Below are 23,130 nucleotides of genomic sequence, written 5' to 3'. Positions count from 1 at the left end.
GTCTGGGGGGAAGAGTGCATGAGCGGTAGCGTTCGGTCGGGCGATGACAGGATGTTCGAGTTCCGCCAGGAACAGGCAGACGACGGTCCGCCTGCCGACGGTGTCGCTTTTACCGTATTGAGCGTGGACGACGACCCCGCGTTCCAGCAGTCGCTGCGCATGGCGCTGTCCGACTTCCGCTTCAACGACAGCCCGCTGCGGCTGCTGACCGCGTCCTCCTCCAGTGAAGCGCAGGAGGTGATGGTCGCCCACCCCGATGTCTCGGCCATCCTGCTGGACGTGGTGATGGAGAGCGACGACGCCGGCCTGCAGCTGGTGCGCGCGGTGCGCGAGCAACTGGGCAACGCCGAGGTACGCATCGTGCTGATCACCGGCCAGCCGGGCATGGCGCCGATGCGCAAGACACTGCAGCAGCTGGATGTCAGCGATTACTGGCTGAAGACCGACCTGTACCGCGAGCGCTTGCAGGGCATCGTCACCGGCTCGCTGCGCACCTGGAGCGAGATCCACGCGCTGGCGCGGGCCAAGCGTGGCCTGCAGCACATCGTGCAGATGGGCAACCGCCTGACCGGGCAGCGCGACCTGGACGGTTTTTCGCGACAGTTGCTGCATGAACTGGCCACGCTGCTGGAAATGCCTGCCGATGGTCTGGTGTGCGTGCGCGAGGACGGGAACGGCACGCCGCCGGAGGGCGTGCGCGTGATTGCCGCCGATGGTGCCTTCGCGACGCAGCAGGGGCGCTGGCTGGCGGATGTCGACGATGCGATGGCGCGCGACCTGCTGGCCGAGGCGTTCGCCACCCGTGCCAGCGTCGGCATGCCGGCCTGCCAGATGCTGTACCTGGATGGCGATGGCCGGGTGCCGCCGCTGGTGGCGTACCTGGCCAGCGAGCGTTCGCTCGACGCCGAGGAGCATGAACTGCTGCAGGTGTTCACCGCCCATGCCAATGCCAGCCTGGTCAATGTCGACCTGACCTCGCGGCTGGACCGGGTGGCCTACCGCGACAGCCTGCTCGACATTCCCAACGGCAATGCGCTGCGGCTGGAGCTGCAGCAGGTGCTGGAGCAGCCCTGGCCCAGCGGGCAGAGCCTGCTGGTGGTGGACCTGGGGCAATACACTGACGGCAGCCTGGCGCTTGGCCCGGAGCAGGGCGACCTGCTGCTGCAGCGCATGGCCGAACGGCTGGGGCAGCTGTATCCCCCGCCGTGCAGGGTAGCGCGGCTGCACGAGGGCACGTTCGCGGTGCTGGGCCCGACGACGTGGCTGGCGCTGGATCCGGTCAGCGCACTGGAACAGAGCGAGGACACCGGCGAGCTGCCGTTCCTGCGGGTGGATGCGGCGCGGGTGGACCTGGACCATTATCGCGGCGGTGCCGGCGGAGCAGTCGCCGCGGGCCTGCTGCTGGTGAACCGCATCCGCGCCGATGGCGGGCATGGCGTGGCCGACTACCGTGCCGAGGGCGAGCAGGAGAACCTGCAGCGTTTCCTGCAGTCGCGGGCGCTGTACCGCGCGCTGCGCGAGGACCGCATCGGTGTCGCGCTGCAGGCGCAGGTGGACATGGACAGCGGCGCCGTCGTCGGCGCCGAGGTGCTGGCGCGCTGGAACGAGAACGGCCAGCCGGTGTCGCCAGCGGAGTTCATCCCGGTGGCCGAGGCCAGCGGCCTGATCGTGCCGCTGGGCCAGCGCGTGATCGAACTGACCTGCGACGCGCTGCGCGCGCTGGAGGCGGCCGGCTTCCCCGAGGTGCCGCTGTCGGTGAACGTGTCGCCGCTGCAATTGCACCGGCGCGAATTCATCGACGAACTGGCGGCCACGCTGGAGAAGCAGGGCATCGAACCGCGGCGGATGGAACTGGAAATCACCGAAGGCGCGGTGATGAACGACTACCAGGCTGGACGCGAACTGTTGGCGCGGTTGCGGAGGTTGGGGTTCGGCATCGCCGTGGACGATTTCGGCACCGGCTATTCGTCGCTGCGCTACGTGCACTCGCTGCCGGTGACGCGGCTCAAGCTGGACCGCCACTTCACCTCGGAAATCGGCGAAGCCCGCGGCGAAAGCAGCGTGGCCGACATGATCCTCGCACTGGGGCGCCGGCTGGGGCTGGACGTGGTGGCCGAAGGCGTGGAAACCCGGGAGCAGGCCAACTGGCTGCGCGAACACGACTGCCCCTGCGCCCAGGGCTACCTGTTCGCGCGGCCCGAACCGCTGGAGGATTTCATCGCCCGCATGCGCCGGCAGCGGACGGGCGATGGCTGAAGTGCCGCGCGCGGGGTTCCTCCGGCGGCGCTGGCAGGAGGCCTGGGCGGGCGTGCGCCTGCAGCCGTGGCGGGTGGCGCTGATCGCCGCGCCGTGGTTGCTTGGCCTGCTCACCGCGCTGCCGTTGCTCTGGTACGAAACCGACCGGGTGCTGCGCGTGCCCGAGCGCCAGGCCAGCCATGACGCGGTGCAGTACGCCGCGCAATCCATGCTGCGCTGGATGGAACGGCTGAGCGACGACGCCCGTTTCCTCGCGCTGCTGACGCCGCGCCTGCTGGAGGACGGCTCGCAGGCTTCGCTGGTGGAAACCTACGGCAGTTTCCTGCGTGCCGGCAGCGACTACCACAAGGTGCGCTGGCTGGATGCCACCGGCCACGAGCGCCTGCGTCTGGACCAGGACGGCGGCGACATCCGGCGGGTGCCGGTGCCGTCCCTGCAGGACAAGCAGGGACGTCCGTTCTTCGAGAAAGCGCTGCCGCTGCAGCCGGGGCAGGTGCATCTTTCGCCGCTGGACCTGAACGTCGAGAACGGCGGCATAGAGCAGCCGCTGCGGCCCACGCTGCGCGCGTCCTCGCCCTTCGTGCTGGCCGACGGCGGCAGCGGCGTGGTGGTGCTCAACCTGCATGGCCGCGTGCTGCTGGAGCGGCTGCGCGAACAGGCGCAGCAATCCGGCTTCACCCTGTACCTGGTGCACCCCAGGGGCTATTGGTTGATCGGCCCGCAGGCATCCGATGCGTGGGGCTGGCAACTGGGGCACCGCGAGCGCAACGTGGCCGCGTTCGACCCGGCGTTGTGGCGCGAATTGCAGCGGCATCCGGCCGGTTACTGGCAGGGGTGGAGTTTCTCCACGCTGGAAGCCGCATGGGGGCAGGGCGAGGGCCGCCTGCTGGCGCATGCCGACCCGACGCTGGCGCAACTACGCATCCTCGTGCACCGCGTGCCGCCGCAGGGAGCGCGTTGGCAGCTGATCCTGGCCGTGTTCGCGGTGCTCGGCCTGTGCATGGTGGCGTGGGTGGTGCTCGGGCAGGCGCGCGGGTTGGCGCGCGAGACCGCCTACGTGCAGCGCCTGCGCGACGGCAACGCGGCGCTGGCGTTGGCCAACGAGCGCCTGCTGATGGCGCAGCAGGAACTGGCGCGCGCCGAACGGCTGTCCTCGCTGGGGCTGATGGTGGCCGGCGTCGCGCATGAAATGAACACGCCCCTGGCCAGCGCGCAGCTGGCGCTGGGCAGCCTGGGCGATGCCATCACCACCCTGCAGGAGCAATTGCGCACGGGGCTGCGGCGTTCGGAGATGGACGCCTTCCTCGCCAATGCGACCAGCGCCTGCACCCTGGCCGGCAACGAATTGCGGCGCAGCGCGGCGCTGGTGCAGCGGTTCAAGCAGGTGGCGGTGGACCGTGCCTCGCTGGAACGGCGCCGGTTCGACCTGGCCGAAGTGCTGCTGGATGCCGATCCGCGGCTGCGCAAGGGCGGACCGGTGGAAGGCGTGGAACTGGTGCTGGAGTTGGAACCGGGCGTGGCGATGGACAGCTACCCGGGGCCGCTGGGGCAGGTGGTGGCCAATCTGTTCGCCAATGCCCTGCTGCACGGCTGCCCGCCGGGTGGCCCGGGCCGCATCGCCCTGTCGGCGCATGCGGACGGCCCAGAACAGGTGCGCATAGACGTGGCCGACGACGGGCAGGGAATCGCGGCCGATGACCTGCCGCGCATCTTCGAGCCGTTCTTCACTACTCGCCGCAACCGCGGGGGCACCGGGCTGGGGCTGCACATCGTCCACCAGATCGTGACCGAGGTGCTGGGCGGACGCATCGAGGTGCACAGCCGCCGTGCCGGCGACCCCGGCGACGGGCCGGCGGGAACGCGTTTCAGCTTGTACCTGCCGTGCCAAGGCCCGGACCGCACGGCCGAAACCCCGTAGATGCAGGGCTTGCCCCGCATGAAGCCTTCCCGGTGAAGCCCCATGCCGGGCAAGCCCGGCACCTACGTGCAGCATGGTGAGGCGGCTTGTGTAGATGCGGGGCTTGCCCCGCATGAAGCCTTCCCGGTGAAGCCCCGTGCCGGGCAAGCCCGGCACCTACGATGTACAGCGGCTGTGGATGAGAGGCTTTGCCGGGGAATGCTCTATAGGTCATCGAATCCCGCATGGCGGGAAATCCATTGGCATCCCCAGTACGGGTATTCCCGGATGTCGGTGACCAACCCAGCCCGTACCGGGTTGGCGACGACGTACCGCGCCTGTACCCGCAGGTCCTCGTCATCGCGCAAACGATGGTCGTAGAAGCCGCTTTGCCAGACAGGTCCCGAAACCCGTCGAATCGTGTTCATGGCCCGCGCGCAACGCGATTTGAAGCGACGAAGGCAGGCCGAAAGATCATCCTCGCGCAAGGTAAACAGCCAATGCAGATGGTCGGGCATGGCCACCCATGCATGGGTCTGGCTGATGCCTTCCCGGTCGCAGTGGTGCAGTTGGTCGTGTACGACATTGGCCAGCGCCGGCGTCTGGAACAATGGTTGCCGGTGATGCGTGGCCATGGTCACGGCATACACCGCATTTTGCCGGGAATGACGCCCTCTCGTGAGTCTTGGGCTGGACATGCGGCCAGCGTGCGGGCAGGCGATGGCGATGTGCATCGGAGATTGCCGTATATCGCATCGGCGAAATCCTTGCGAGCGCCGCAAGCGGTCGAATTTGTAGAGCGAGGCCCAGCCCTGCTGGGGGATCGCCGGGAAAGCTTCGTGTGGGGCAAGCCCCACACCTACATGATGCGCGGTGGAGGCTTGTGTAGATGCGGGGCTTGCCCCGCATGGGGCTTTCCCGCTAGAGCTCCGTGCCGGGAAAGCTCTTGGCTGGCAATCAGTCCATCCCCAGCTTCTTCAGCTTGTAGCGCAGCGCCCGGAAGGTGATGCCCAGCTGGGCGGCGGTACGGGTGCGGTTCCAGCGGTTTTCTTCCAGCGCCTTCTGGATCGCGGCGCGCTCCATCTGTTCGATGTAGGACGGCAACGCGGCGTTGGCCGGGTCGGGATCGGTTGCCACTTCGGCCTGCACGGCGGCAGCTGTTTCGTGGCGCGGGGCCGGCAGGTGCAGGTCGCCGGCGCCGATGCTGTCGCCTTCGACCAGGGCGAGGGCGCGTTCGAGGATGTTCTCCAGCTCGCGCACGTTGCCGGGGAAGGCATAGCCGGCCAAGGTATCCAGCGCCGAGGGCGACAGCAGCGGCGTCGGCAGCTGCTGCGCGCGGGCCAGACGGCGCAGGATGGCGGCGGCCAGCTGCGGCAGGTCCTCGCGGCGTTCGCGCAGCGGCGGCACGCGCAGCTCGATGACGTTGATGCGGTAGTACAGGTCGTGGCGGAAACGGCCGTCCTGCACCAGTTCGGACAGGTCCTTGTGGGTGGCCGAGAGGATGCGCACGTCCACCGGCACCTCGCTGGCCGCGCCGACCGGGCGCACGGATTTTTCCTGGATGGCGCGCAGCAGCTTGACCTGCATCTGCAACGGCAGCTCGGCCACTTCGTCGAGGAACAGCGTGCCGCCGTGCGCGGCCTGGAACAGCCCCGGCTTGTCGGCATGGGCGCCGGTGAAGCTGCCCTTCTTGTGGCCGAAGAACTCGCTTTCCATCAGTTCGCCGGGGATGGCGCCGCAGTTGACCGGCACGAACGGCCCGGCCGCGCGCGCGCCCTGGTCGTGGATGGTACGCGCCACCAGCTCCTTGCCGACGCCGGATTCGCCGACGATGTAGACCGGCGCCTGGCTGCGCGCGACCTTGGCGATGGTGGCGCGCAGGGCGTCCATCGCCGGGGAGTCGCCGAGCAGGCGCGAGGCGCTCTCGGCCGGTTCCACCCTGGCCGGGCGCTCGGTGTTGTTCAGTTCCAGTGCGTGGCGGACCATGCCGCGCAGCACGCCGATGTCCACCGGCTTGCTGACGAAATCGAAGGCGCCGGCCTTCAGCGCCTCCACCGCCAGGTCCATGCTGCCGAAGGCGGTGATCATCGCCACCGGCGTGCACGGGTGGTCGCGGGCGATTTCGGTGACCAGCTCGATGCCGTTGCCGTCGGGCAGGCGCATGTCGGTCAGGCACAGGTCGAAGCGGTTGTTGGCCAGCAGTTCGCGGGCTTCGGCCAGGTTGGCGGCGGTGCTGATGCGCAGCCCCATGCGGCCGAGGGTGAGCACCAGCAGTTCGCGGATGTCGCGTTCGTCGTCGACGACCAGGGCGCTATGCGTCACATTCATGCTGGAACGATAGCCGAGGATGACGCGGATCGTCACCCGGTTTTCACGGTGAGGGGGGTTCTACCGCCCCAATTCGAGGCCGAGCGTCGGTTGTTTCCTTCTCCCTCCGGGAGAAGGTGCCCCGCAGGGGCGGATGAGGGTCGGGCGAAGCCGTGACGCAAACAGCCCCCAGTGGTCGCGATGATGAATGCGTCGCCATGCGCCCAGTGGGAAGACAATCGGGATACCGCTGTTTCGACGATGAACATCACGCGGCTTCGCCCAACCCTCACCCCAACCCCTCTCCCGGAGGGAGAGGGGCTCATTCAATGACCGGCGAAGGTGCTGCGCGCCGTGGCCAGGGTGAGGCGGAAGCAGGCGCCGCCGGTGGCGACGGGCACGTAGTCCAGTTGCGCCTGGTTGGCGCGGCACAGCTCGCGGGCGATGTACAGGCCCAGCCCGGTGCCATGCTCGGAGGTGGTGTAGAACGGCCGGAACAGCTGGGTGGCCACGGCGTCGGGAATGCCGGGGCCGCGGTCGGTTACTTCGATCACGGCGTTGCGCCCGCTTGATGCGACGCGGATGCGCACCTGCGCCGGTGCCTCGCCGCTGCGGCCGTACTTGAGCCCGTTGTGCACCAGCGCGGTCAGTATCTGGTGCAGGTGGCGCGGGTCGAACAGCCCTGGCACCGACGATTCGTGGATCAGGGTTTCCACGCTGCCGGCCTCGGCCGACAGCATCTGCCGGTACTCCAGCACGAAGCGGCGCACGCAGGTGGCCAGGTCCAAGTGTTCCGGGTTGGCGCGCTCGCGCCGCGCCAGCGCCAGTACGCTCTCGACGATGCCGTTGGTGCGCTGGCACTGCTGGTGGATGATCTGCAGCAGGCGGCGGTCGGCCTCGCCGAGGTCGGCCGATTCCTCCAGCAGTTGCGAGGCGTAGTTGATCGCCGCCAGCGGGTTGCGGATTTCATGGGCGAGGCTGGCCGAGAACCGCCCGAGCGTGGACAGGGTCAGCGATTCGGCGCGGCGCGAAGCCACGGTAGTGTCGTCGAGGAACACCAGCGTCTGGTCGCTGTCGGCCAGCAGCCGGGCGAAGCGCGGCTGCACCTCGGGCAGGTCGCTGGCCAGTTGCAGCGGCAGTTCCTCCTCGTTGGCGCCGTTGCGCCAGCGCTGCAGGCGCCGCGCCAGTTCCGGCACGGCCTGCGCCAGCCGCGCCTCGCCGCTGGCCAGGTGGTCGCCGCTCTCGCCCATCAGCGCGGTGGCCGCCTCGTTGGCGACGGTGATGCGGCCGCTGCCGTCCACCACCAGCACCCCGGTGCGCATGCGGCGGATGATCAGCTCGTTGATCTCGAACAGGTTGGCCACCTCGGCGCCGCGCTGTTCGGCCAGTTGCTGGTTGCGGCGGGCGCGGCTGCCGATCTGGTGGCTGATCCAGGCCAGTGCCAGGTAGCTGGCGGCGAACATCGCCAGTTCGGCGATGTTGCGGGTGCCGTCGCCGCCCTCGAACTCGCGCCAGGTGTATTCGGCCACCGCCGCGCTGCTTGCGACCAGCGCCAGCAGCATGCCGCGCGAGAGCGGCAGCAGGGTGGCCGCGGCGGCGATGTTGAACAGCAGCGTCATCGAGATGCCGGCGCTGGCACCGGGCAGCGCGTGGGTCAGCAGGGTGGCGGCGAGGATGTCGAGCACCGCGCTCCAGAACACCAGCGGCTGCAGCCAGCGCTCGTTGCGGCCCCATACCAGCAAGCAGGCCGCGGCCAGCAGGTAGACGACCGATACCGCTTCGGCCAACCCCGGGTGGTGCGCCTCCTGCATCAGCGCGCTGAGCGGGCTGAACACCAGCGCCGCGATCAGGCTGGCGATCAGCACCCGGAACAGGGCGAAGAAATACAGCTCGCGCCGCGGCAGCGACTCGATGCGGTCGATGAGCGAGGAACGGGAGTGCAAGCGCGGGACTCCTGCGGCGGTCGGTGTCCAGTATAGGTGCCGGCCGCGCTTGCCATGCCGCGCTTGCCGGTGTCGGGCTTGCCACGGCAAGTGGCTGAAAAGGCCGGGGAAATTTTCCGGGACGCACCGTTTCCAGTGGGTTTGCTTTGCGCCACGGGCCGCGGTCGGCGACAATGGCGGGCCCGCCCGCCCTGCCGGAAGGCCAGTTTCTGGCCCCGAGGACCTGTGGCGGTTGTTCCCATTCCCACGGTGACACATGAATTTCCACGAGTACCAGTCAAAACAGCTGCTTGCCGAGTACGGCATTCCCGTGCCGGCCGGCAAGGTCGCGGCGACCCCGGACGAAGCGGTTGCGGCCGCCCAGTCGCTGGGCCAGGGCCCCTGGATGGTCAAGGCGCAGATCCACGCAGGCGGCCGCGGCAAGGCCGGCGGCGTCAAGTTCTGCAAGACCGTCGATGACGTGAAGGCTGCTGCGGCCGGCATGCTCGGCAAGCGCATGGCCACCTACCAGACCGCCGGCGTCGAGCTGCCGATCAACCTGGTGCTGGTGACCACCGCCGGCGAGATCGTCAAGGAGCTGTACCTGTCGGTGCTGGTCGACCGTGGCACCCGCACCATCAGCTTCATCGCCTCGAGCGAAGGCGGCATGGAGATCGAGCAGGTCGCCGCCGAGACCCCGGACAAGATCCACACCCTGAACGTTGATTTCGTCGAGGGCGTGCAGGGTTACCACGGCCGCGACATCGGCTTCAAGATGGGCCTGACCGCCAAGCAGGCCGGCCAGTTCGCCAACATCATGGTGAACCTGTACCGCATCTTCAACGAGAAGGACCTGGCGCTGGTCGAGATCAACCCGCTGGCGATCCTGGACGACGGCAACCTGTACGCGCTGGACGGCAAGTTCAACAGCGACGACAACGCCGCGTTCCGTCACAAGGAACTGGTCGCCATGCGCGACAAGACCCAGGAAGACGAAACCGAAGTCACCGCTTCGGAGCTGGACATCAACTACGTCACCATGGACGGCAACATCGGCTGCATGGTCAACGGCGCCGGCCTGGCGATGGCGACGATGGACGTCATCAAGCTCAACGGCGGCGAGCCGGCGAACTTCCTCGACGTGGGCGGCGGCGCCAACAAGCAGCGCGTGATCGAGGCGTTCAAGCTGATCCTGTCCTCGGACAAGGTCGAGGGCATCTTCGTCAACATCTTCGGCGGCATCGTCCGCTGCGACATGATCGCCGAGGGCATCATCGCCGCGGTCAAGGAAGTGGGCGTCAAGGTCCCGGTGGTGGTGCGCCTGGAAGGCACCAACGTGGAAGAAGGCAAGCAGCTGCTGCGCGACAGCGGCATGGCCATCATCCCGGCCGACAACATCAACGACGGCGCCAAGAAGGTCGTTGAAGCGGTCAAGAACGCTGCCGCCTGATCGTCACGGTGACGGGATAGCCAGCAGAGCCGCGCCGTTGCCCCCTTGAGTCAAGGGGGCAGGCACTCCGCGAAGCGGGGTGACGGGGGTTCTGGAAGCAACGGCACGGACATCGGTCTCGACCGATGGCGATGCACCCGAAGCCAGTCCAAAAAATTTACGAAGGACTCAAAGAAATGTCCGTTTTGATCAACAAGAACACCAAGGTGATCGTGCAGGGCTTCACCGGCCAGCAGGGTACCTTCCACGCCACCCAGATGATCGAGTACGGCACCCAGGTCGTGGGCGGCGTCACCCCGGGCAAGGGCGGCACCACCCATCTCGAGCTGCCGGTGTTCAACACCGTGGCCGATGCGGTGCAGGACACCGGCGCCGACGCCTCGGTGATCTACGTGCCGCCGCCGTTCGCGGCCGACGCGATCCTGGAAGCGGCCGCTGCCGGCATCAAGGTCATCGTCTGCATCACCGAGGGCATCCCGGTGCTGGACATGCTGCGCGTGAAGAACGTGCTGACCCGCACCTACCCGGACACCGTGCTGATCGGGCCGAACTGCCCCGGCGTGATCACCCCGGGCGAGTGCAAGATCGGCATCATGCCGGGCCACATCCACAAGCCGGGCAAGATCGGCATCGTGTCGCGTTCGGGCACCCTGACCTATGAAGCCGTGAAGCAGACCACCGAGGTCGGCCTGGGCCAGAGCACCTGCATCGGCATCGGCGGCGACCCGATCAATGGCCTGAACTTCGTCGATTGCCTGAAGCTGTTCAACGAAGACCCGCAGACCGAAGGCATCATCATGGTCGGCGAAATCGGCGGCGACGCCGAGGAAGCCGGCGCCGAGTACATCAAGCACCACGTGAAGAAGCCGGTCGTCGGTTTCATCGCCGGCGCCTCGGCCCCGGCCGGCAAGCGCATGGGCCACGCCGGCGCGATCGCCTCGGGCGGCAAGGGCACGGCCGAAGGCAAGTTCGCGGCGATGGAAGCCGCGGGCGTCGTCACCGTGCGCTCGCCGGGTGATCTGGGCGCGGCGATTGCCAAGCTGGTCAAGTAAGACAGGACCGGCTGCGTCGTAATGAAAAGGCCGCCCGGAAGGGCGGCCTTTTTGCTTTTCTTTCCCTGTGCGCTGCGCTGTGTTTTTCCCTTCTCCCTTTGGGAGAAGGTGGCGCGAAGCGCCGGATGAGGGTACGGGCGAAGCCTCGTGCAGCCTGACATCAAGAGGGCTTCGCCCTCGAACCCTCACCCCAACCCCTCTCCCGGAGGGAGAGGGGCTTTTGAGCCTCAATTCAACGACTGGATGGTCAGGTCCAGCGCATCCTTGCCGCCCTCGCGCTGCAACAGGCGTACCGGTACCGGCATATCCGCGGCGATCCAGGCGATCTGCTCCTTGTCGCCATCCACGCGCGACACCTTGGTCGTCTCCACGGTCTTGCCGTCGACGGTCATGTTTTCCTTGCCGACCACGCGGTAGGACAGGGCCTTGGTGCGGCCATCGTCGACCATGCGGTAGTTCAGCGGCTGGCCGGCGGCGACGTCGCGGGCGATCGCCAGGTTGATCAGCAGCGCGTCCATGTCGCCGTTCTGCAGGCGCACCGGGCCACGCCGTTCCGGCTTGACGTCGCCGCTCCAGGTGGCCTGCCTGCGGTTCCAGTCGTAGCTCGCGTCGACCTGCTTGCGCTTGATCAGCAGCACCGAGCGGTCGTGGCTGCTGAGCGGGCGCAACGCGTCGCCATGCTCCTCGAACACGGTGCTCTGGCTCAGGTCGGCCATCGGGTTCTTGATCTGCAGGCTGTAGCGCCAGCGGTTGCCGGCCTCGCTGGCCAGGGTCATCGTGCCGCTGGCCTGCATGCCCATGTAGCTGGCGCGGTAGTTGGCGGTGAACGGCTGCATGGCCAGCGCCGGCAGGCTGGCGAAGGCGGCGAGGGCAATGGCGGCCACGGAAAGGTTGCGGAAGATGGGCTTCATGCTCAGGCTCCTTGGTATTCGATCAGGCGCAGGTCGATGGCGTCCTCGCCGTCTTCCCGCTGGAGGATGCGCACCGGGGTCGGCACGCCGTTGGCGATCCACAGGATGGTTTCGTCGTTGCCGCCGTTGGTGCGATGGATGCGCAGGGCGTCGTAGCTGAGGTCGCCGACCTGCACGGTCTCGGCGGCCGCTGCCGCCATGTATTCGTACTGGCGCACCCGGCCCACGTCCACGTAGCGGTAGCTCAACGGCTGGCCGGGGCGGGCGTCGCGCATCAGCGACAGGTTCAGCAGCAGCGCGCTTTGGTCGCCGCGCTGCAGCGGGATCGGGCGCTGGCGTTCCTTCTTCAGGTTGCCCTGCCATTGCGCGCTGCCATGCCGCCAGTCGTAGACGCCGGTGACCTTCTTGCCGAAGAACAGCGCTTTCTTCACCGTGCTCTGGCTCAGCGGCACGTACACCGTGCCCTGGTTGTCGAACACCGTGCTCTGTTCCAGGTTCAGCCCGAGCACGCCGGCGAAGCCGCGCTTGCCGTGCACGGCCATGTCCACGCGCCACTGCCCGTTGTCGCCGTGAACCACCTGCATCGTCGCGTCGCCGGCTTCCTTGCCCTTGTAGAAGGCCTGGTAGGTGGCGACGAACGGTTCCAGCGGCGGCGGGTTCCATTCGGCAGGCGGCAGCAGGGGGTTGTCGGCCGGTGGCGGCTCCTGCGCCAGCGCCGGCGCGGCCACCAGCAGGGCCGTCAGCAACAGGGAGTTGAGGGAGGCGAGGTTCATGCTCGGAAAGGGCGGGGAAGGGAGAGGGTGCGCTGCCGGCCCGTGCATCCGTGGCGGGGGCCGGTCAGGGTTGCAGGTTCCCGGCGGAATCTAGGCGCAACGGATTAAACAGGGACTGACCATCGAGCCGGACCCTGCCATCCTGTTCAGCTACGCGTCCGGCGACCAGCAACCGCACCGTCGCCAGCAGCAGCGGATGTTCTACCGCAAGCACGCGTGCAGCCAGCGTGTCGGCGTCGTCGCCGGGCAGCACCGGCACCCGTGCCTGGGCGATCACCGTGCCGGCATCCAGCTCGGGCACGACGAAGTGCACGCTGGCACCGTGTTCGGTGTCGCCGGCCTCGATCGCACGGGCATGGGTGTGCAGGCCCTTGTGCCGCGGCAACAGCGAGGGGTGGATGTTGACCAGCCGGCCGGCGAAGCGCTGCACGAAGCCGGCGCCGAGGATGCGCATGTAGCCGGCGCAGACGATCCAGTCCGGCATGCTGGCGGCCACCGCGTCGGCGAGGGCGGCGTCGAAGGCATCGCGGCTGCCGAATGCCTTGGGAGTACGCGCCCAGCGGCGTTCCGGCGGCACCTTGTCCAGCGCGGCGGCGGCGGGCTTGTCGGAGAACACGCCGACGACGTCGGCATCCAGTTGCCCGGCGGCGATGCCGTCCAGCAGGCACTGCAGGTTGCTGCCGCGGCCGGAAGCAAGCACGGCGATGCGGGCGCTCATCGGGCGATCTTCCGCAGCAGCGGCCACGACAGCAGGCTGCCCAGCGTGGCCAGCAGCATGTCGGCGTGCGCGTCCCAGATGTCGCCCTGCTGGCCGTTGTAGGCCTCGGCCGCCTCCGGTGACATCAGCAGGGCGATGCCCCATTCCAGCCATTCGTAGACCAGGCTGGAGCACATGATCGCCATCAGCGCCAGCGCGAAGGCCTGCCCGCCGCGCAAGGCCGGCCAGACGTGGCGCGCCAACTGCACCAGCGCCGGGGTCAGGCAGGCGCCGTAGAGGAAGTGGATCAGCCGGTCGAAATGGTTGCGCTGCCAGCCGAACGTCGCGGCCGGCGACCAGCCGAGGCTGGCCTGCAGCCACTGCTCGTAGGGCACGTTGGAATACAGCCAGCGCGCGGCGATGCAGTGGACGGCGATGAAGCCGCAGATGGCCGCGAACGCGCCGTTGCCCAGCGGCCAGCGCCGGTCCACCCACCACAGGCCGGCCAGGCCGAGTACGGTCAGCGAGCTGTGCAGTGCCTGCTCGACCGGCCACAGCGGCTTGATCCACGTGAGCGCGAATACCGCGAGCACGCCGATGAACGCAGCCTTCTTGGCAGGGGACATGGGCGCGGGCGGTCAGCCGATGCGCACGCGCTCGCCGTCGCCGGCGGCCACCACTTCGCCGATTTGCCAGTGCGCCAGTTGCAGCGCGTCCAGCGAGGCGTTGATGGCGGCCACGTGCTCGGCCGGCACCAGCAGCACGAAGCCGATGCCGCAGTTGAAGGTGCGCCACATTTCGCTGTCAGCGACATTGCCTTCGCGTTGCAGCCACTGGAACACCGGCGGCAGCGTCCAGCTGGAGGCGTCGATCGACAGGCCCAGCCCGTCGGGCACGACGCGGATGATGTTCTCGGTCAGACCGCCGCCGGTGATGTGGGCCATGCCGTGGATCGCTTCGCCATGTTCCTTGAGCAGCGACAGGACCGGCTTGACGTACAGCCGGGTCGGCGCCATCAGCGCATCGACCAGCTTGGTGCCGTCTTCCAGCACCAACTCGGCCGGGCGGCCGGCGCGATCGTAGATGCGGCGCACCAGCGAATAGCCGTTGGAATGCGGGCCGGAGGAGGCGATGCCGATCAGCACGTCGCCCTGCCGCACACCGGAGCCGTCCTTCAGCTCGCTCTTTTCCACCGCGGCCACGGTGAAGCCGGCCAGGTCGTATTCGCCCGGCGCGTACATGTCCGGCATCTCGGCGGTTTCGCCGCCGATCAGCGCGCAGCCGGCCTCGGTGCAGCCATTGGCGATGCCGCCGACCACCGCCGCGGCGGTGTCGATGTCGAGCTTGCCGGTAGCGAAGTAGTCGAGGAAGAACAGCGGCTCGGCGCCCTGCACCAGCACGTCGTTGACGCACATGGCGACCAGGTCGATGCCGATGCTGTCGTGGCGGCCCAGTTGCTGGGCCAGCTTGAGCTTGGTGCCGACGCCGTCGGTGCCGGACACCAGCACCGGCTCGCGGTACTTGTTCGACAGGTCGAACAGCGCGCCGAAGCCGCCCAGCCCGCCCATCACCTCGGGGCGGAAGCTGCACTTGACCAGCGGCTTGATGCGTTCGACCAGTGCGTTGCCTGCGTCGATGTCCACGCCGGCGTCACGGTAGGTCAGGGGAGAGTGGGCGGGAGTCGGGGTGCTGGTCACGGTCGGCTGCGCTGGCGGGGTGAACGGGCGATTTTAACAGGCCACGTTGGCGCCAAGGCCGCATTCGGGCAACAATTCCCGCCGGAACCGTCGAGCAATGGAATCCTCAATGCGTCGCAGCCTGGTCTTCACCCTGTTTCTGGCGTTTTGCCTGTCCGCCCCGGCGGCGCTGGCGCAGTCCGGCCTGCGCACCGAAGGTGACGTGGCCAGCGCGCAGAGCGCCTACGAGGCCGAAGTGCCGGTCAACAGCCAGAGCGATGCCGACCGCAGCGGGGCGCTGGCGCGCGCGCTGGGCGCGGTGCTGGGCAAGCTGTCCGGCGACCGCAGCGCGATGACCCGCCCCGGCGTGGCGCAGGCGTTGCGCGGCGCGGTGAACATGGTCGAAAGCTACGACTACCGCCAGGACCAGAGCGTCTCGGCCAGCGGCGCGCCGAGTTTCCGCACCCTGCTGGTGGCGCGTTTCCGCCCGGACGACGTGGACGGGCTGGTCGCCGCGCTGGGCCTGCCGGTGTGGCCGCAACCGCGGCCGAAGCCGGTGGTGTGGCTGGCCATCGACGATGGCAGCGGCCCGCGGCTGGTCGGTGTGCAGCAGTCGAACGCGGCGCGGCCGTTGCTGGACCGCGCGGTCGAACGTGGTTTCCGCCTCGGCCTGCCGGGCGGGGGCGCGGCCGAGCAGGCGCTGGTCGGGGCGATCTGGCGGAAGGACAGTGGCGCCGTTGCCCGCGCCTCGTCGCGCTATTCGCCGCCGATGCAGTTGATCGGCAAGCTCTATCGCGCCAGTGGCGGCGGTTGGATGGCCGACTGGGTGTTCGTCGATGGCGGCCGCGAGCTGGCCAAGTGGAGCACCCGCGACGGCGATGCGCGCCGGGCGATGGCCGGCGGCGCCGACGGCGCGGCCGACGCGCTGGTCAAGCGCTACGCCAAAGCCGCGGTGGCCGGTGCCGCCGGTACCTATCGCATCCGCGTCACCGGTATTCGCAGCGCCGCCGATTACCTGCGGGTGGCGGCGGCATTGCAGGCGGTGCCGGTGGTCAGGGCCATCATGCCGGTGCAGGCCGGCGGCGAGCAGTTGGAGCTGGACCTGGAACTGTTGAGCGGCCTGCAGGGGCTGAACCGCATGCTCGGCGCCGATTCCGTGCTGCAACCGCTGGCGCCGCCCGGTGAGGATGAACCGCCGGTCAGCACCGGCCCGGCCGAGTACCGCGTCCAATGACCAGTGCCGCCGAAGACGAGATCGCGCTGTTCCTGCGGCGCCTCAGGTGGCTGGTGCTCGGCGCCCTCGGGTTGTGGGTGGTGTGGTTGCTGGCGCCGATCCTGACCCCGTTCGTGGTCGCGCTGATGCTGGCGTGGCTGGGCGACCCGCTGGTGGACCGGCTGGAGGCGCGCGGGCGCTCGCGCAACACCGCGGTGGTGCTGGTGTTCGTGCTGATGATCCTGCTGCTGGCGCTGGCGCTGCTGATCCTGGTGCCGATGATCCAACGCCAGATCGTCACCCTGGTGGCGGTGCTGCCGCAGGGGCAGGAGTGGCTGCTGGGCAAGGCGCTGCCGTGGATCGAGCAGAAGACCGGCGTGGAAATCCTGGCGTGGCTGGAGCCGGAACGGCTGTTCGAATGGATGCGCAGCCACTGGCAGCAGGCCGGCGGCGTGGCCAGCACGTTCTTCGGCTACCTGTCGCGCTCGGGCTTCGCGATGGTGGCATGGGTGGTCAACCTGGCACTGTTGCCGATCCTGGCCTATTACTTCCTGCGCGACTGGGACCGGCTGGTCGAGCGTGTGGCGTCGATGATCCCGCGCAACCACATCGGGACCGTGTCGCGGCTGGCGCGCGAATCCGACGAGGTGCTGGGGGCGTTCATCCGCGGGCAGATCGTGGTGATGATCGCGCTGGGCCTGGTCTATGCGCTGGGCCTGTCGCTGGTCGGGCTCAAGCTCGGCCTGCTGATCGGGCTGGTGGCCGGGCTGATCAGCTTCATCCCGTACCTGGGCGCCACCACCGGCGTGGTGCTGGCGGTGCTGGCTGCGCTGGTGCAGGCGCAGGGCTTCGACCTGAAGCTGCTGGTGCTGGTGGGCGTGGTGTTCACCGTCGGCCAGTTGCTGGAAAGCTACGTGCTGACCCCGCGCATCGTCGGCGACAAGATCGGCCTGCACCCGGTGGCGGTGATCTTCGCGGTGATGGCCGGTGGCCAGTTGTTCGGTTTCCTCGGCATGCTGCTGGCGCTGCCGGCGGCGGCGGTGATCAACGTGCTGCTGCGCTATGCGCATGAACGCTACCGCCAGAGCGAGCTGTACGCCGGCCACGGCCCGACCATCGTGCTGCCGCCTTCGCACGAAGAGCCGGCGGCGGACATGGGCATCGTGCCCAAGGATGCCGACCCGCAGTGAGCGTGCCGCAGTTGCCGCTGGCCCTGCGCTACCCGCCGGACCAGCGCTTGGAAAGCTACATCGGCGCCCCGGACGGGGCGCTGGCGCAGTTGCGCGCGATCGCAGTGGGCGAGGCGCAGGACTGGGTCTACCTGTTGGGTCCGGCCGGCACCGGCAAGACCCATCTAGCGCTGGCCCTGTGCGCGGCCGCCGAGCAGGCCGGGCGCGGCTCGGCTTATTTGCCGCTGGCCGCGGCCGCCGGCCGCCTGCGCGACGCGCTGGAAGCGCTGGAAGGGCGTGACGTCATCGCCCTCGACGGGCTGGACGCCATCGCCGGCCGGCGTGACGACGAGGTGGCGCTGTTCGACTTCCACAACCGCGCACGCGCGGCCGGCGTGGCCCTGCTTTATACCGCCTCCGCCGCCCCCGACGGGTTGGGACTGGTGCTGCCGGACCTGCGCTCGCGGCTGGCGCAATGCGGCCGCATCATGCTGTCGCCGTTGGACGACGAAGGCCGCAGCGCGGTGCTGCGCACCCGTGCGCTGCGCCGCGGGCTGGTGCTGGACGAAGCCGCCATAGACTGGCTGCTGGCCCGTACCGGCCGCGACCTGGCCGGGCTGGTGCGGCTGCTCGACCGCCTCGACCGCGAATCGCTGGCGGCCAAGCGGCGCATCACCGTGCCGTTCCTGCGCCAGGTACTGGACGCTTCGGACCTGTAGCGGCGCCGGCGCGAGCGCGCCGGGATCACCGCCGGCCCGGCCTGTTTCGTGCCGGTGGCGCGCAGTAGATGCCATGCAGGGTCTGCATGACCGACAGCGCCGGGCCCGGCGCCAGCGCGTAGTAGATCGTCTGCGCCTCGCGCCGGGTCCGTACCAGCCCTTCCTCGCGCAGCACCGCCAGGTGCTGCGACAGCGCCGACTGGCTCAGGTCGAGCAGGGCGTTGATGTCACCCACCGAGCGTTCGCCCTCGGCAAGCAGGCACAGCACCTGAAGGCGGTTCTCGTTGGCCAGCGCCTTGAGCAACTGCGCCGCGTCGCCGGCGTGGGCGCGCATCGCGGTCACGTCGAAGCCGCTGCCGCTGTTCTTGGCCATCGTCATTCCACTGGAGCGGTAATCGTGCATTGCGCCACGCATCGGCGCCGCCGGCAAGCGGATGCGTGGACGCGGGGGGCCGCGGGTTGCCTTGCATTCAATATATCAGTTGATTCTAATATTAGTTGTTGCTAATTTTATGGTGCCCCGGCCAGCGTGGCCGCCCGGCGAACCGACTGGAGATGCCGCAATGAACCTCGACCGTGCCGTACTCGCCTTTGCCGGCGTGATGATCCTTGCCAGCGTCGCGCTGGCGCACTTCGTTTCCCCTTCGTGGCTGTGGCTCACCGCATTCGTCGGCCTGAACCTGCTGCAGGCCAGCTTCACCGGTTTCTGCCCGGCCGCGCTGGTATTCCGCAGACTGGGTGTTCCCGGCGGTTGCGCGTTCAAGTGAGGGCGATGCCGTGAGCCTGCGCACGACACGCTGGTTGCTGCCGACGCTGCTGGCCGTCGCGCTGGCGGCCTGCGGCGGTGGCGGGAAGGTACAGGCGCCGGCCGCGGTCGACGGCCTGCAGACCCTCGTGGTGCGGGCCGCCGATGCGGCCGAAGGCCGTGGCTGGGACGGCGTGGTCGAGGCGGTGCATCAGGCCACGTTGTCGGCGCAGACCAGCGGCCGGGTCGGCGAGGTGCTGGCCGACGTCAACGACCGCGTCAGCGCCGGGCAGGTGCTGCTGCGGCTCAGTGCGGTCGAGCAGCAGGCCGGCGTCGATGCGGCGCGCGCACAGCTGCGTGCGGCCGAGGCCAGCGCCAACGAAGCCGAGTTGAACTACCGGCGGCATGCCGATCTCGTGCAGGGCCGGTACGTGTCGCGCGCGCAGTTCGACCAGGCGCGTGCCAGCCGCGACGCCGCCGTCGCCGCACGCGATGCGGCACGCGCGCAGCTGGCCCATGCCGGTCAGCAGAGCGCCTACACGACGATCCGTGCACCGTATGCGGGCATCGTCAGCATGCGCGAGGTGGAGCCGGGCGAAAGCGTCGGTGCAGGCCGCGTGCTGATGACGGTGTTCGCGCCCGATGCGCTGCGCATCGAGGTCAGCGTGCCGCAGTCCGACGCCGAGGCCATCCGCGCCCATCCGCAGGCGCGGGTGCGTTTCGACGATGGCCGCGGCATCGATGCGGCGCAGGTGACGGTATTCCCCGCCGCCGATGCCGCCACCCATGCGGTGAAGGTGCGCGTGCAACTGCCTGCGCTGGAGCCCGCGCCGTGGCCGGGCAGCACCGCCCGCGTCGCGTTCCCGGCACTGAAAGGCGACGCCGGTGTGCGCGTACCGGCATCGGCGCTGCTGCGCCGGGGCGAGGTCAATGCGGTCTACGTGCTGGCCGACGGGCGCGTGGCGTTGCGCCAGTTGCGCCTGGGCGAACGCGTGGGCAACGAGGTCGAGGTGATCGCCGGCCTGCGGCCGGGCGAGCGCATCGCCGCCGATCCGCTGGCGGCGATGCAGGCGCTGGCCGCCGCGCGCGGGGAGCAGTGACATGGCCGTGCACGATACGCCGCGGCTGGGTATCTCCGGCCGCCTTGCCCGCACCTTCCAGGACAACCCGTTGACGCCGATCCTCGCGTTGCTGGGGCTGCTGCTGGGCCTGGTCGCGGTGGCCATCACCCCGCGCGAGGAAGAGCCGCAGATCGACGTGACGATGGCCAACGTCATCGTGCCGTTCCCCGGTGCCGACGCGCGGCAGGTCGAGCAGATGGTGGCGTACCCGCTGGAGCAGAAGCTGGCCGGGATCGAGCAGGTGCGGCACACCTATTCGGTCAGCCGCCCCGGCATGGCGGTGCTGACGGTGGAGTACGAGGTCGGCGTGCCGCGGCAGCCGGCGCTGGTGCGGCTGTACGACAAGGTGTTTTCCAACCGGGACTGGATGCCGCCGGACCTCGGCGTCGGCCAGCCCATCGTCAAGCCCAAGGGCATCGACGACGTGCCGGTGATGACGCTGACGCTGTGGACCGACGATGCGCAGCGCAGTGCGCTCGACCTGGCCGAAGTGGCGCACACGCTGGAAACCGAACTCAAGCACATCCCCGGCACCCGCGACATCCACACCCTCGGCGCGCCGGAGCGGGCAATGCGGGTGACGCTGGACCCGGCACGGCTGGCCACGCACGGCCTGACGGTGGCCGATCTGGCCGGCGCCTTGCAGGCCGCCAACCTCGCCCGGCAGGCCGGCGAGCGCATCGGTGGCGATGGCGTGGTGCAGGTCAGCGCCGGGCAGTTCCTTGCCGACCGCGCAGACGTCGCCGGGCTGGTGCTGGGCGTTGCCGGCGGGCAGCCGGTACGCCTTGCCGACGTCGCCACGGTCGACGATGCCGCCGATCTGCCGTCGAGCTACGTCTGGCATGGCGCACCGGCCGGCCGCGCCGGCCCGCGCACCGGCATGGCGCCGGCGGTCACGCTGGCCATCGCCAAGCAGCCGGGCGGCAACGCCACCGACATCACCCGCAGGGTGTCGGAGCGGGTCGAGGCACTGCGCGGGCAGGTCATCCCCGAGGGCGTGGAAGTCACCGTCACCCGCGACTACGGTGCCACCGCCGGCGACAAGGCGCGCACGCTGATCAAGAAGCTGGTGTTCGCCACCGGCTCGGTGGTGTTGCTGGTGCTGTTCGCATTGGGCCGGCGCGAGGCGGTGGTCATCGGCAGCGCGGTGGTGCTGACGTTGGCGGTGACGCTGTTCGCGTCCTGGGCGATGGGCTTCACCCTCAACCGGGTGTCGCTGTTCGCGCTGATCTTCTCGATCGGCATCCTCGTCGATGACGCCATCGTGGTGGTGGAGAACATCCACCGGCACATGGCGCAGGGCGGGAAAACGCTGCGCGAGGCGATCCCGCCGGCGGTCGATGAAGTAGGTGGGCCGACGATTCTGGCCACGTTTACCGTGATCGCCGCGCTGATGCCGATGGCCTTCGTCAGCGGCCTGATGGGGCCGTACATGCGGCCGATTCCGGTCAACGCCTCGGTCGGCATGTTGTTGTCGCTGACGATCGCGCTGGTGGTGACGCCGTGGCTGTCGCTGAAACTGCTGCGTCGCCATGCCGGTGCACAGGCAACAGGCGAACACGGTCATGCTGAAAACAGCATGGCCGCACGCCTGCACAGCATGTTCGAACGGGCAATGACGCCCTTCCTCGTCGCCGATGGCGGCGCGCGCCGGCGCCGCCTGCTGTTCATGGCGATGGCCGCGCTGGTGGCGTTGGCCGCGAGCCTGGTGGTGTTCAAGCTGGTGGTACTGAAGATGCTGCCGTTCGACAACAAGTCCGAATTGCAGCTGGTGGTGGACATGCCCGAAGGCCGCACGCTGGAGGACACCAACGCGTTGCTTGTCGAACTGGCCGGGGTGCTCGACCGCACCCCGGAAGTACGGGATTACCAAGGCCATGCCGGCACCGCCGCGCCGATCAATTTCAACGGTCTGGTGCGCCAGTACTATCTGCGCGAAGGCGCCAACGTCGGCGACCTGCAGGTCAACCTGGTCGGTCGCCACGAGCGCAGCCGCAAGAGCCACGACATCGCGGTGGCGTTGCGTCCGCAGGTGGCGGGGATCGGCCGCCGTCATGGCGCGTCGGTCAAGGTGGTGGAGGTGCCACCCGGCCCGCCGGTGCTGTCGCCGATCGTGGCCGAACTGTACGGCCCGGATCATGCGCGCCTGCGCGGCATCGGCCGTGCGCTGGAACAACGCTTCCTCGATACCGACGGCATCGTCGATGTCGATACCAGCGTCGAAGCCGACGCCACGCGCGAAGTGCTGGCCATCGACCGCGTGCGCGCGGCGCGGCTGGGCGTGTCGCAGGCCGATATCGCCCGGACCATCGCCGCCGGTTTGTCCGGCATGGACGCCAGCCACGTCATCGACGGCAGTTCCAGATACCCGCGTCCGATCCGGCTGCGTCTGCCGGCTGCCGGGCAGACCACGCTCGACGGCGTGCTGGCGCTGCGCGTGCGCGGCGGCGACGGCCAGTTGCTGCCGCTGTCGGAACTGGTGCAGGTACGGCGCACGCAGTGGGATGGTGCCATCCACCACAAGGACCTGCTGCCGGTGGTCTACGTGACGGGTGACGAGGGCGGCAGCTTCGACAGCCCGCTGTACGGCATGTTCGATCTGGTCGGGCAGGTCGGCGACAACGCCATCGGCGGCCAGCGGTTGTCGCAGTTTTTCGTGCGCCAGCCAGCGGATACCGCGGGCTTCGGCCTGAAGTGGGACGGCGAATGGCAGATCACCTGGGAAACCTTCCGCGACATGGGCATCGCCTATGCCGCCGGCATGGTGCTGATCTACCTGCTGGTGGTGGCGTATTTCCGCAGCTACGTGGTGCCGCTGGTGATCATGGCGCCGATCCCGCTGACCGTGATCGGGGTGATGCCCGGCCATGCCCTGCTCGGCGCGCAGTTCACCGCCACCAGCATGATCGGCATGATCGCGCTGGCCGGCATCATCGTGCGCAACTCGATCCTGCTGGTGGATTTCATCAACCACTTGGTCGAACGCGGGCACGCGCTGGAGCGCGCGGTGGTCGAGGCCTGCGCGGTGCGCGCGCAGCCGATCGCGCTGACCGCGATCGCGGCGATGGCCGGCGCGTTCTTCATCCTCGACGATCCGATCTTCAACGGACTGGCGATCGCGTTGATCTTCGGCATCCTCGTCTCCACCGTGCTGACGCTGGTGGTGATCCCGCTGCTGTACTACGCGCTGCTGCGGCGTCCGTTGCGTGGCGTATCGTGAAC

19 protein-coding genes are annotated in these 23,130 nt (G+C 69.0%); 10 read left to right on the top strand and 9 right to left on the bottom strand.

All coding sequences use genetic code 11. From position 1 onward, the window contains the following. Window positions 1-51 precede the first annotated feature (51 nt). A complete protein-coding gene (locus ABB34_RS03715) occupies window positions 52-2,256 on the top strand; it encodes a GGDEF/EAL domain-containing response regulator (RefSeq protein ID WP_211258150.1) in 2,205 nt (734 codons plus the stop codon). After that, window positions 2,249-4,174 (top strand): sensor histidine kinase, encoded by a 1,926-nt coding sequence (locus ABB34_RS03710; protein ID WP_057639898.1) that lies wholly within the window; start codon window positions 2,249-2,251, stop codon window positions 4,172-4,174. Before ABB34_RS03715 ends, ABB34_RS03710 begins: the two co-directional genes overlap by 8 nt. 203 nt (window positions 4,175-4,377) lie before the next feature. Here the strand turns inward: ABB34_RS03710 and ABB34_RS03705 are convergent, their stop codons facing one another. The 3 genes from ABB34_RS03705 to ABB34_RS03695 form a co-directional block, all read right to left on the bottom strand. Then, on the bottom strand, window positions 4,378-4,887 hold the full coding sequence (locus tag ABB34_RS03705) for an REP-associated tyrosine transposase (RefSeq protein WP_057639897.1): 510 nt from the start codon (window positions 4,885-4,887) through the stop codon (window positions 4,378-4,380). A 223-nt stretch (window positions 4,888-5,110) separates the two neighbouring features. Then, window positions 5,111-6,481 carry a sigma-54-dependent transcriptional regulator gene (locus tag ABB34_RS03700; RefSeq protein WP_057639955.1) on the bottom strand — a complete coding sequence of 457 codons (1,371 nt, stop codon included), beginning with the start codon at window positions 6,479-6,481 and terminating at the stop codon, window positions 5,111-5,113. 305 nt (window positions 6,482-6,786) lie between these two features. Next, the gene (locus ABB34_RS03695; protein ID WP_057639896.1) at window positions 6,787-8,403 is read right to left on the bottom strand and encodes a sensor histidine kinase; all 1,617 of its coding nucleotides are present in this window, start codon (window positions 8,401-8,403) and stop codon (window positions 6,787-6,789) included. A 256-nt stretch (window positions 8,404-8,659) separates the two neighbouring features. Between ABB34_RS03695 and sucC the strand changes: the two genes are divergently transcribed. Beyond that, entirely contained in the window at window positions 8,660-9,832 is a 1,173-nt protein-coding gene (sucC, locus tag ABB34_RS03690; protein ID WP_057639895.1) for an ADP-forming succinate--CoA ligase subunit beta, read from the top strand. A gap of 176 nt (window positions 9,833-10,008) precedes the next feature. Continuing rightward, on the top strand, window positions 10,009-10,884 hold the full coding sequence (gene sucD / locus ABB34_RS03685) for a succinate--CoA ligase subunit alpha (protein WP_057639894.1): 876 nt from the start codon (window positions 10,009-10,011) through the stop codon (window positions 10,882-10,884). A gap of 227 nt (window positions 10,885-11,111) precedes the next feature. On the opposite strand, the gene ABB34_RS03680 is transcribed toward sucD, so the two are convergent. The 5 genes from ABB34_RS03680 to purM form a co-directional block, all read right to left on the bottom strand. Next, a complete protein-coding gene (locus ABB34_RS03680) occupies window positions 11,112-11,795 on the bottom strand; it encodes a DUF3108 domain-containing protein (RefSeq protein ID WP_057639893.1) in 684 nt (227 codons plus the stop codon). Between the two features lie 2 nt (window positions 11,796-11,797). Then, the gene (locus tag ABB34_RS03675; protein ID WP_057639892.1) at window positions 11,798-12,568 is read right to left on the bottom strand and encodes a DUF3108 domain-containing protein; all 771 of its coding nucleotides are present in this window, start codon (window positions 12,566-12,568) and stop codon (window positions 11,798-11,800) included. A gap of 64 nt (window positions 12,569-12,632) precedes the next feature. Next, a complete protein-coding gene (purN, locus tag ABB34_RS03670) occupies window positions 12,633-13,286 on the bottom strand; it encodes a phosphoribosylglycinamide formyltransferase (protein ID WP_057639891.1) in 654 nt (217 codons plus the stop codon). Then, window positions 13,283-13,891 carry a DUF2238 domain-containing protein gene (locus ABB34_RS03665; RefSeq protein WP_057639890.1) on the bottom strand — a complete coding sequence of 203 codons (609 nt, stop codon included), beginning with the start codon at window positions 13,889-13,891 and terminating at the stop codon, window positions 13,283-13,285. Before ABB34_RS03665 ends, purN begins: the two co-directional genes overlap by 4 nt. Before the next feature lie 12 nt (window positions 13,892-13,903). After that, complete coding sequence (gene purM, locus ABB34_RS03660; RefSeq protein ID WP_057639889.1) at window positions 13,904-14,962, bottom strand: phosphoribosylformylglycinamidine cyclo-ligase; 1,059 nt, start codon at window positions 14,960-14,962, stop codon at window positions 13,904-13,906. 46 nt (window positions 14,963-15,008) lie between these two features. Between purM and ABB34_RS03655 the strand changes: the two genes are divergently transcribed. Genes ABB34_RS03655 through hda form a run of 3 tightly spaced genes read left to right on the top strand, consistent with a single transcriptional unit; the run spans window position 15,009 to window position 18,042 of the window. After that, window positions 15,009-16,175: a DUF2066 domain-containing protein gene (locus ABB34_RS03655; RefSeq protein ID WP_239737494.1), complete on the top strand. Its 1,167-nt coding sequence runs from the start codon at window positions 15,009-15,011 to the stop codon at window positions 16,173-16,175. After that, window positions 16,172-17,344: an AI-2E family transporter gene (locus ABB34_RS03650; RefSeq protein WP_057639887.1), complete on the top strand. Its 1,173-nt coding sequence runs from the start codon at window positions 16,172-16,174 to the stop codon at window positions 17,342-17,344. The genes ABB34_RS03655 and ABB34_RS03650 overlap by 4 nt, the downstream gene beginning before the upstream one ends. Continuing rightward, window positions 17,341-18,042 (top strand): DnaA regulatory inactivator Hda, encoded by a 702-nt coding sequence (hda, locus tag ABB34_RS03645; RefSeq protein ID WP_057639886.1) that lies wholly within the window; start codon window positions 17,341-17,343, stop codon window positions 18,040-18,042. Before ABB34_RS03650 ends, hda begins: the two co-directional genes overlap by 4 nt. Before the next feature lie 25 nt (window positions 18,043-18,067). Here the strand turns inward: hda and ABB34_RS03640 are convergent, their stop codons facing one another. After that, entirely contained in the window at window positions 18,068-18,415 is a 348-nt protein-coding gene (locus ABB34_RS03640; RefSeq protein WP_057639954.1) for an ArsR/SmtB family transcription factor, read from the bottom strand. A gap of 190 nt (window positions 18,416-18,605) precedes the next feature. On the opposite strand from ABB34_RS03640, the gene ABB34_RS03635 reads away from it, so the two are divergent. Genes ABB34_RS03635 through ABB34_RS03625 form a run of 3 tightly spaced genes read left to right on the top strand, consistent with a single transcriptional unit; the run spans window position 18,606 to window position 23,128 of the window. Further along, window positions 18,606-18,809, top strand: coding sequence for a YgaP family membrane protein (locus ABB34_RS03635; protein ID WP_057639885.1), 204 nt, complete (start codon window positions 18,606-18,608; stop codon window positions 18,807-18,809). Window positions 18,810-18,819: 10 nt separating this feature from the next. After that, entirely contained in the window at window positions 18,820-19,887 is a 1,068-nt protein-coding gene (locus ABB34_RS03630; protein WP_057639884.1) for an efflux RND transporter periplasmic adaptor subunit, read from the top strand. 1 nt (window position 19,888) lies between these two features. Continuing rightward, window positions 19,889-23,128 carry an efflux RND transporter permease subunit gene (locus ABB34_RS03625; RefSeq protein ID WP_211258149.1) on the top strand — a complete coding sequence of 1,080 codons (3,240 nt, stop codon included), beginning with the start codon at window positions 19,889-19,891 and terminating at the stop codon, window positions 23,126-23,128. The last annotated feature ends 2 nt before the right edge of the window (window positions 23,129-23,130 follow it).

The sequence above is a fragment of the Stenotrophomonas daejeonensis genome, from assembly GCF_001431505.1.
Lineage (GTDB): Bacteria > Pseudomonadota > Gammaproteobacteria > Xanthomonadales > Xanthomonadaceae > Stenotrophomonas > Stenotrophomonas daejeonensis.
This window is presented reverse-complemented; position numbering and strand designations above follow the sequence as displayed.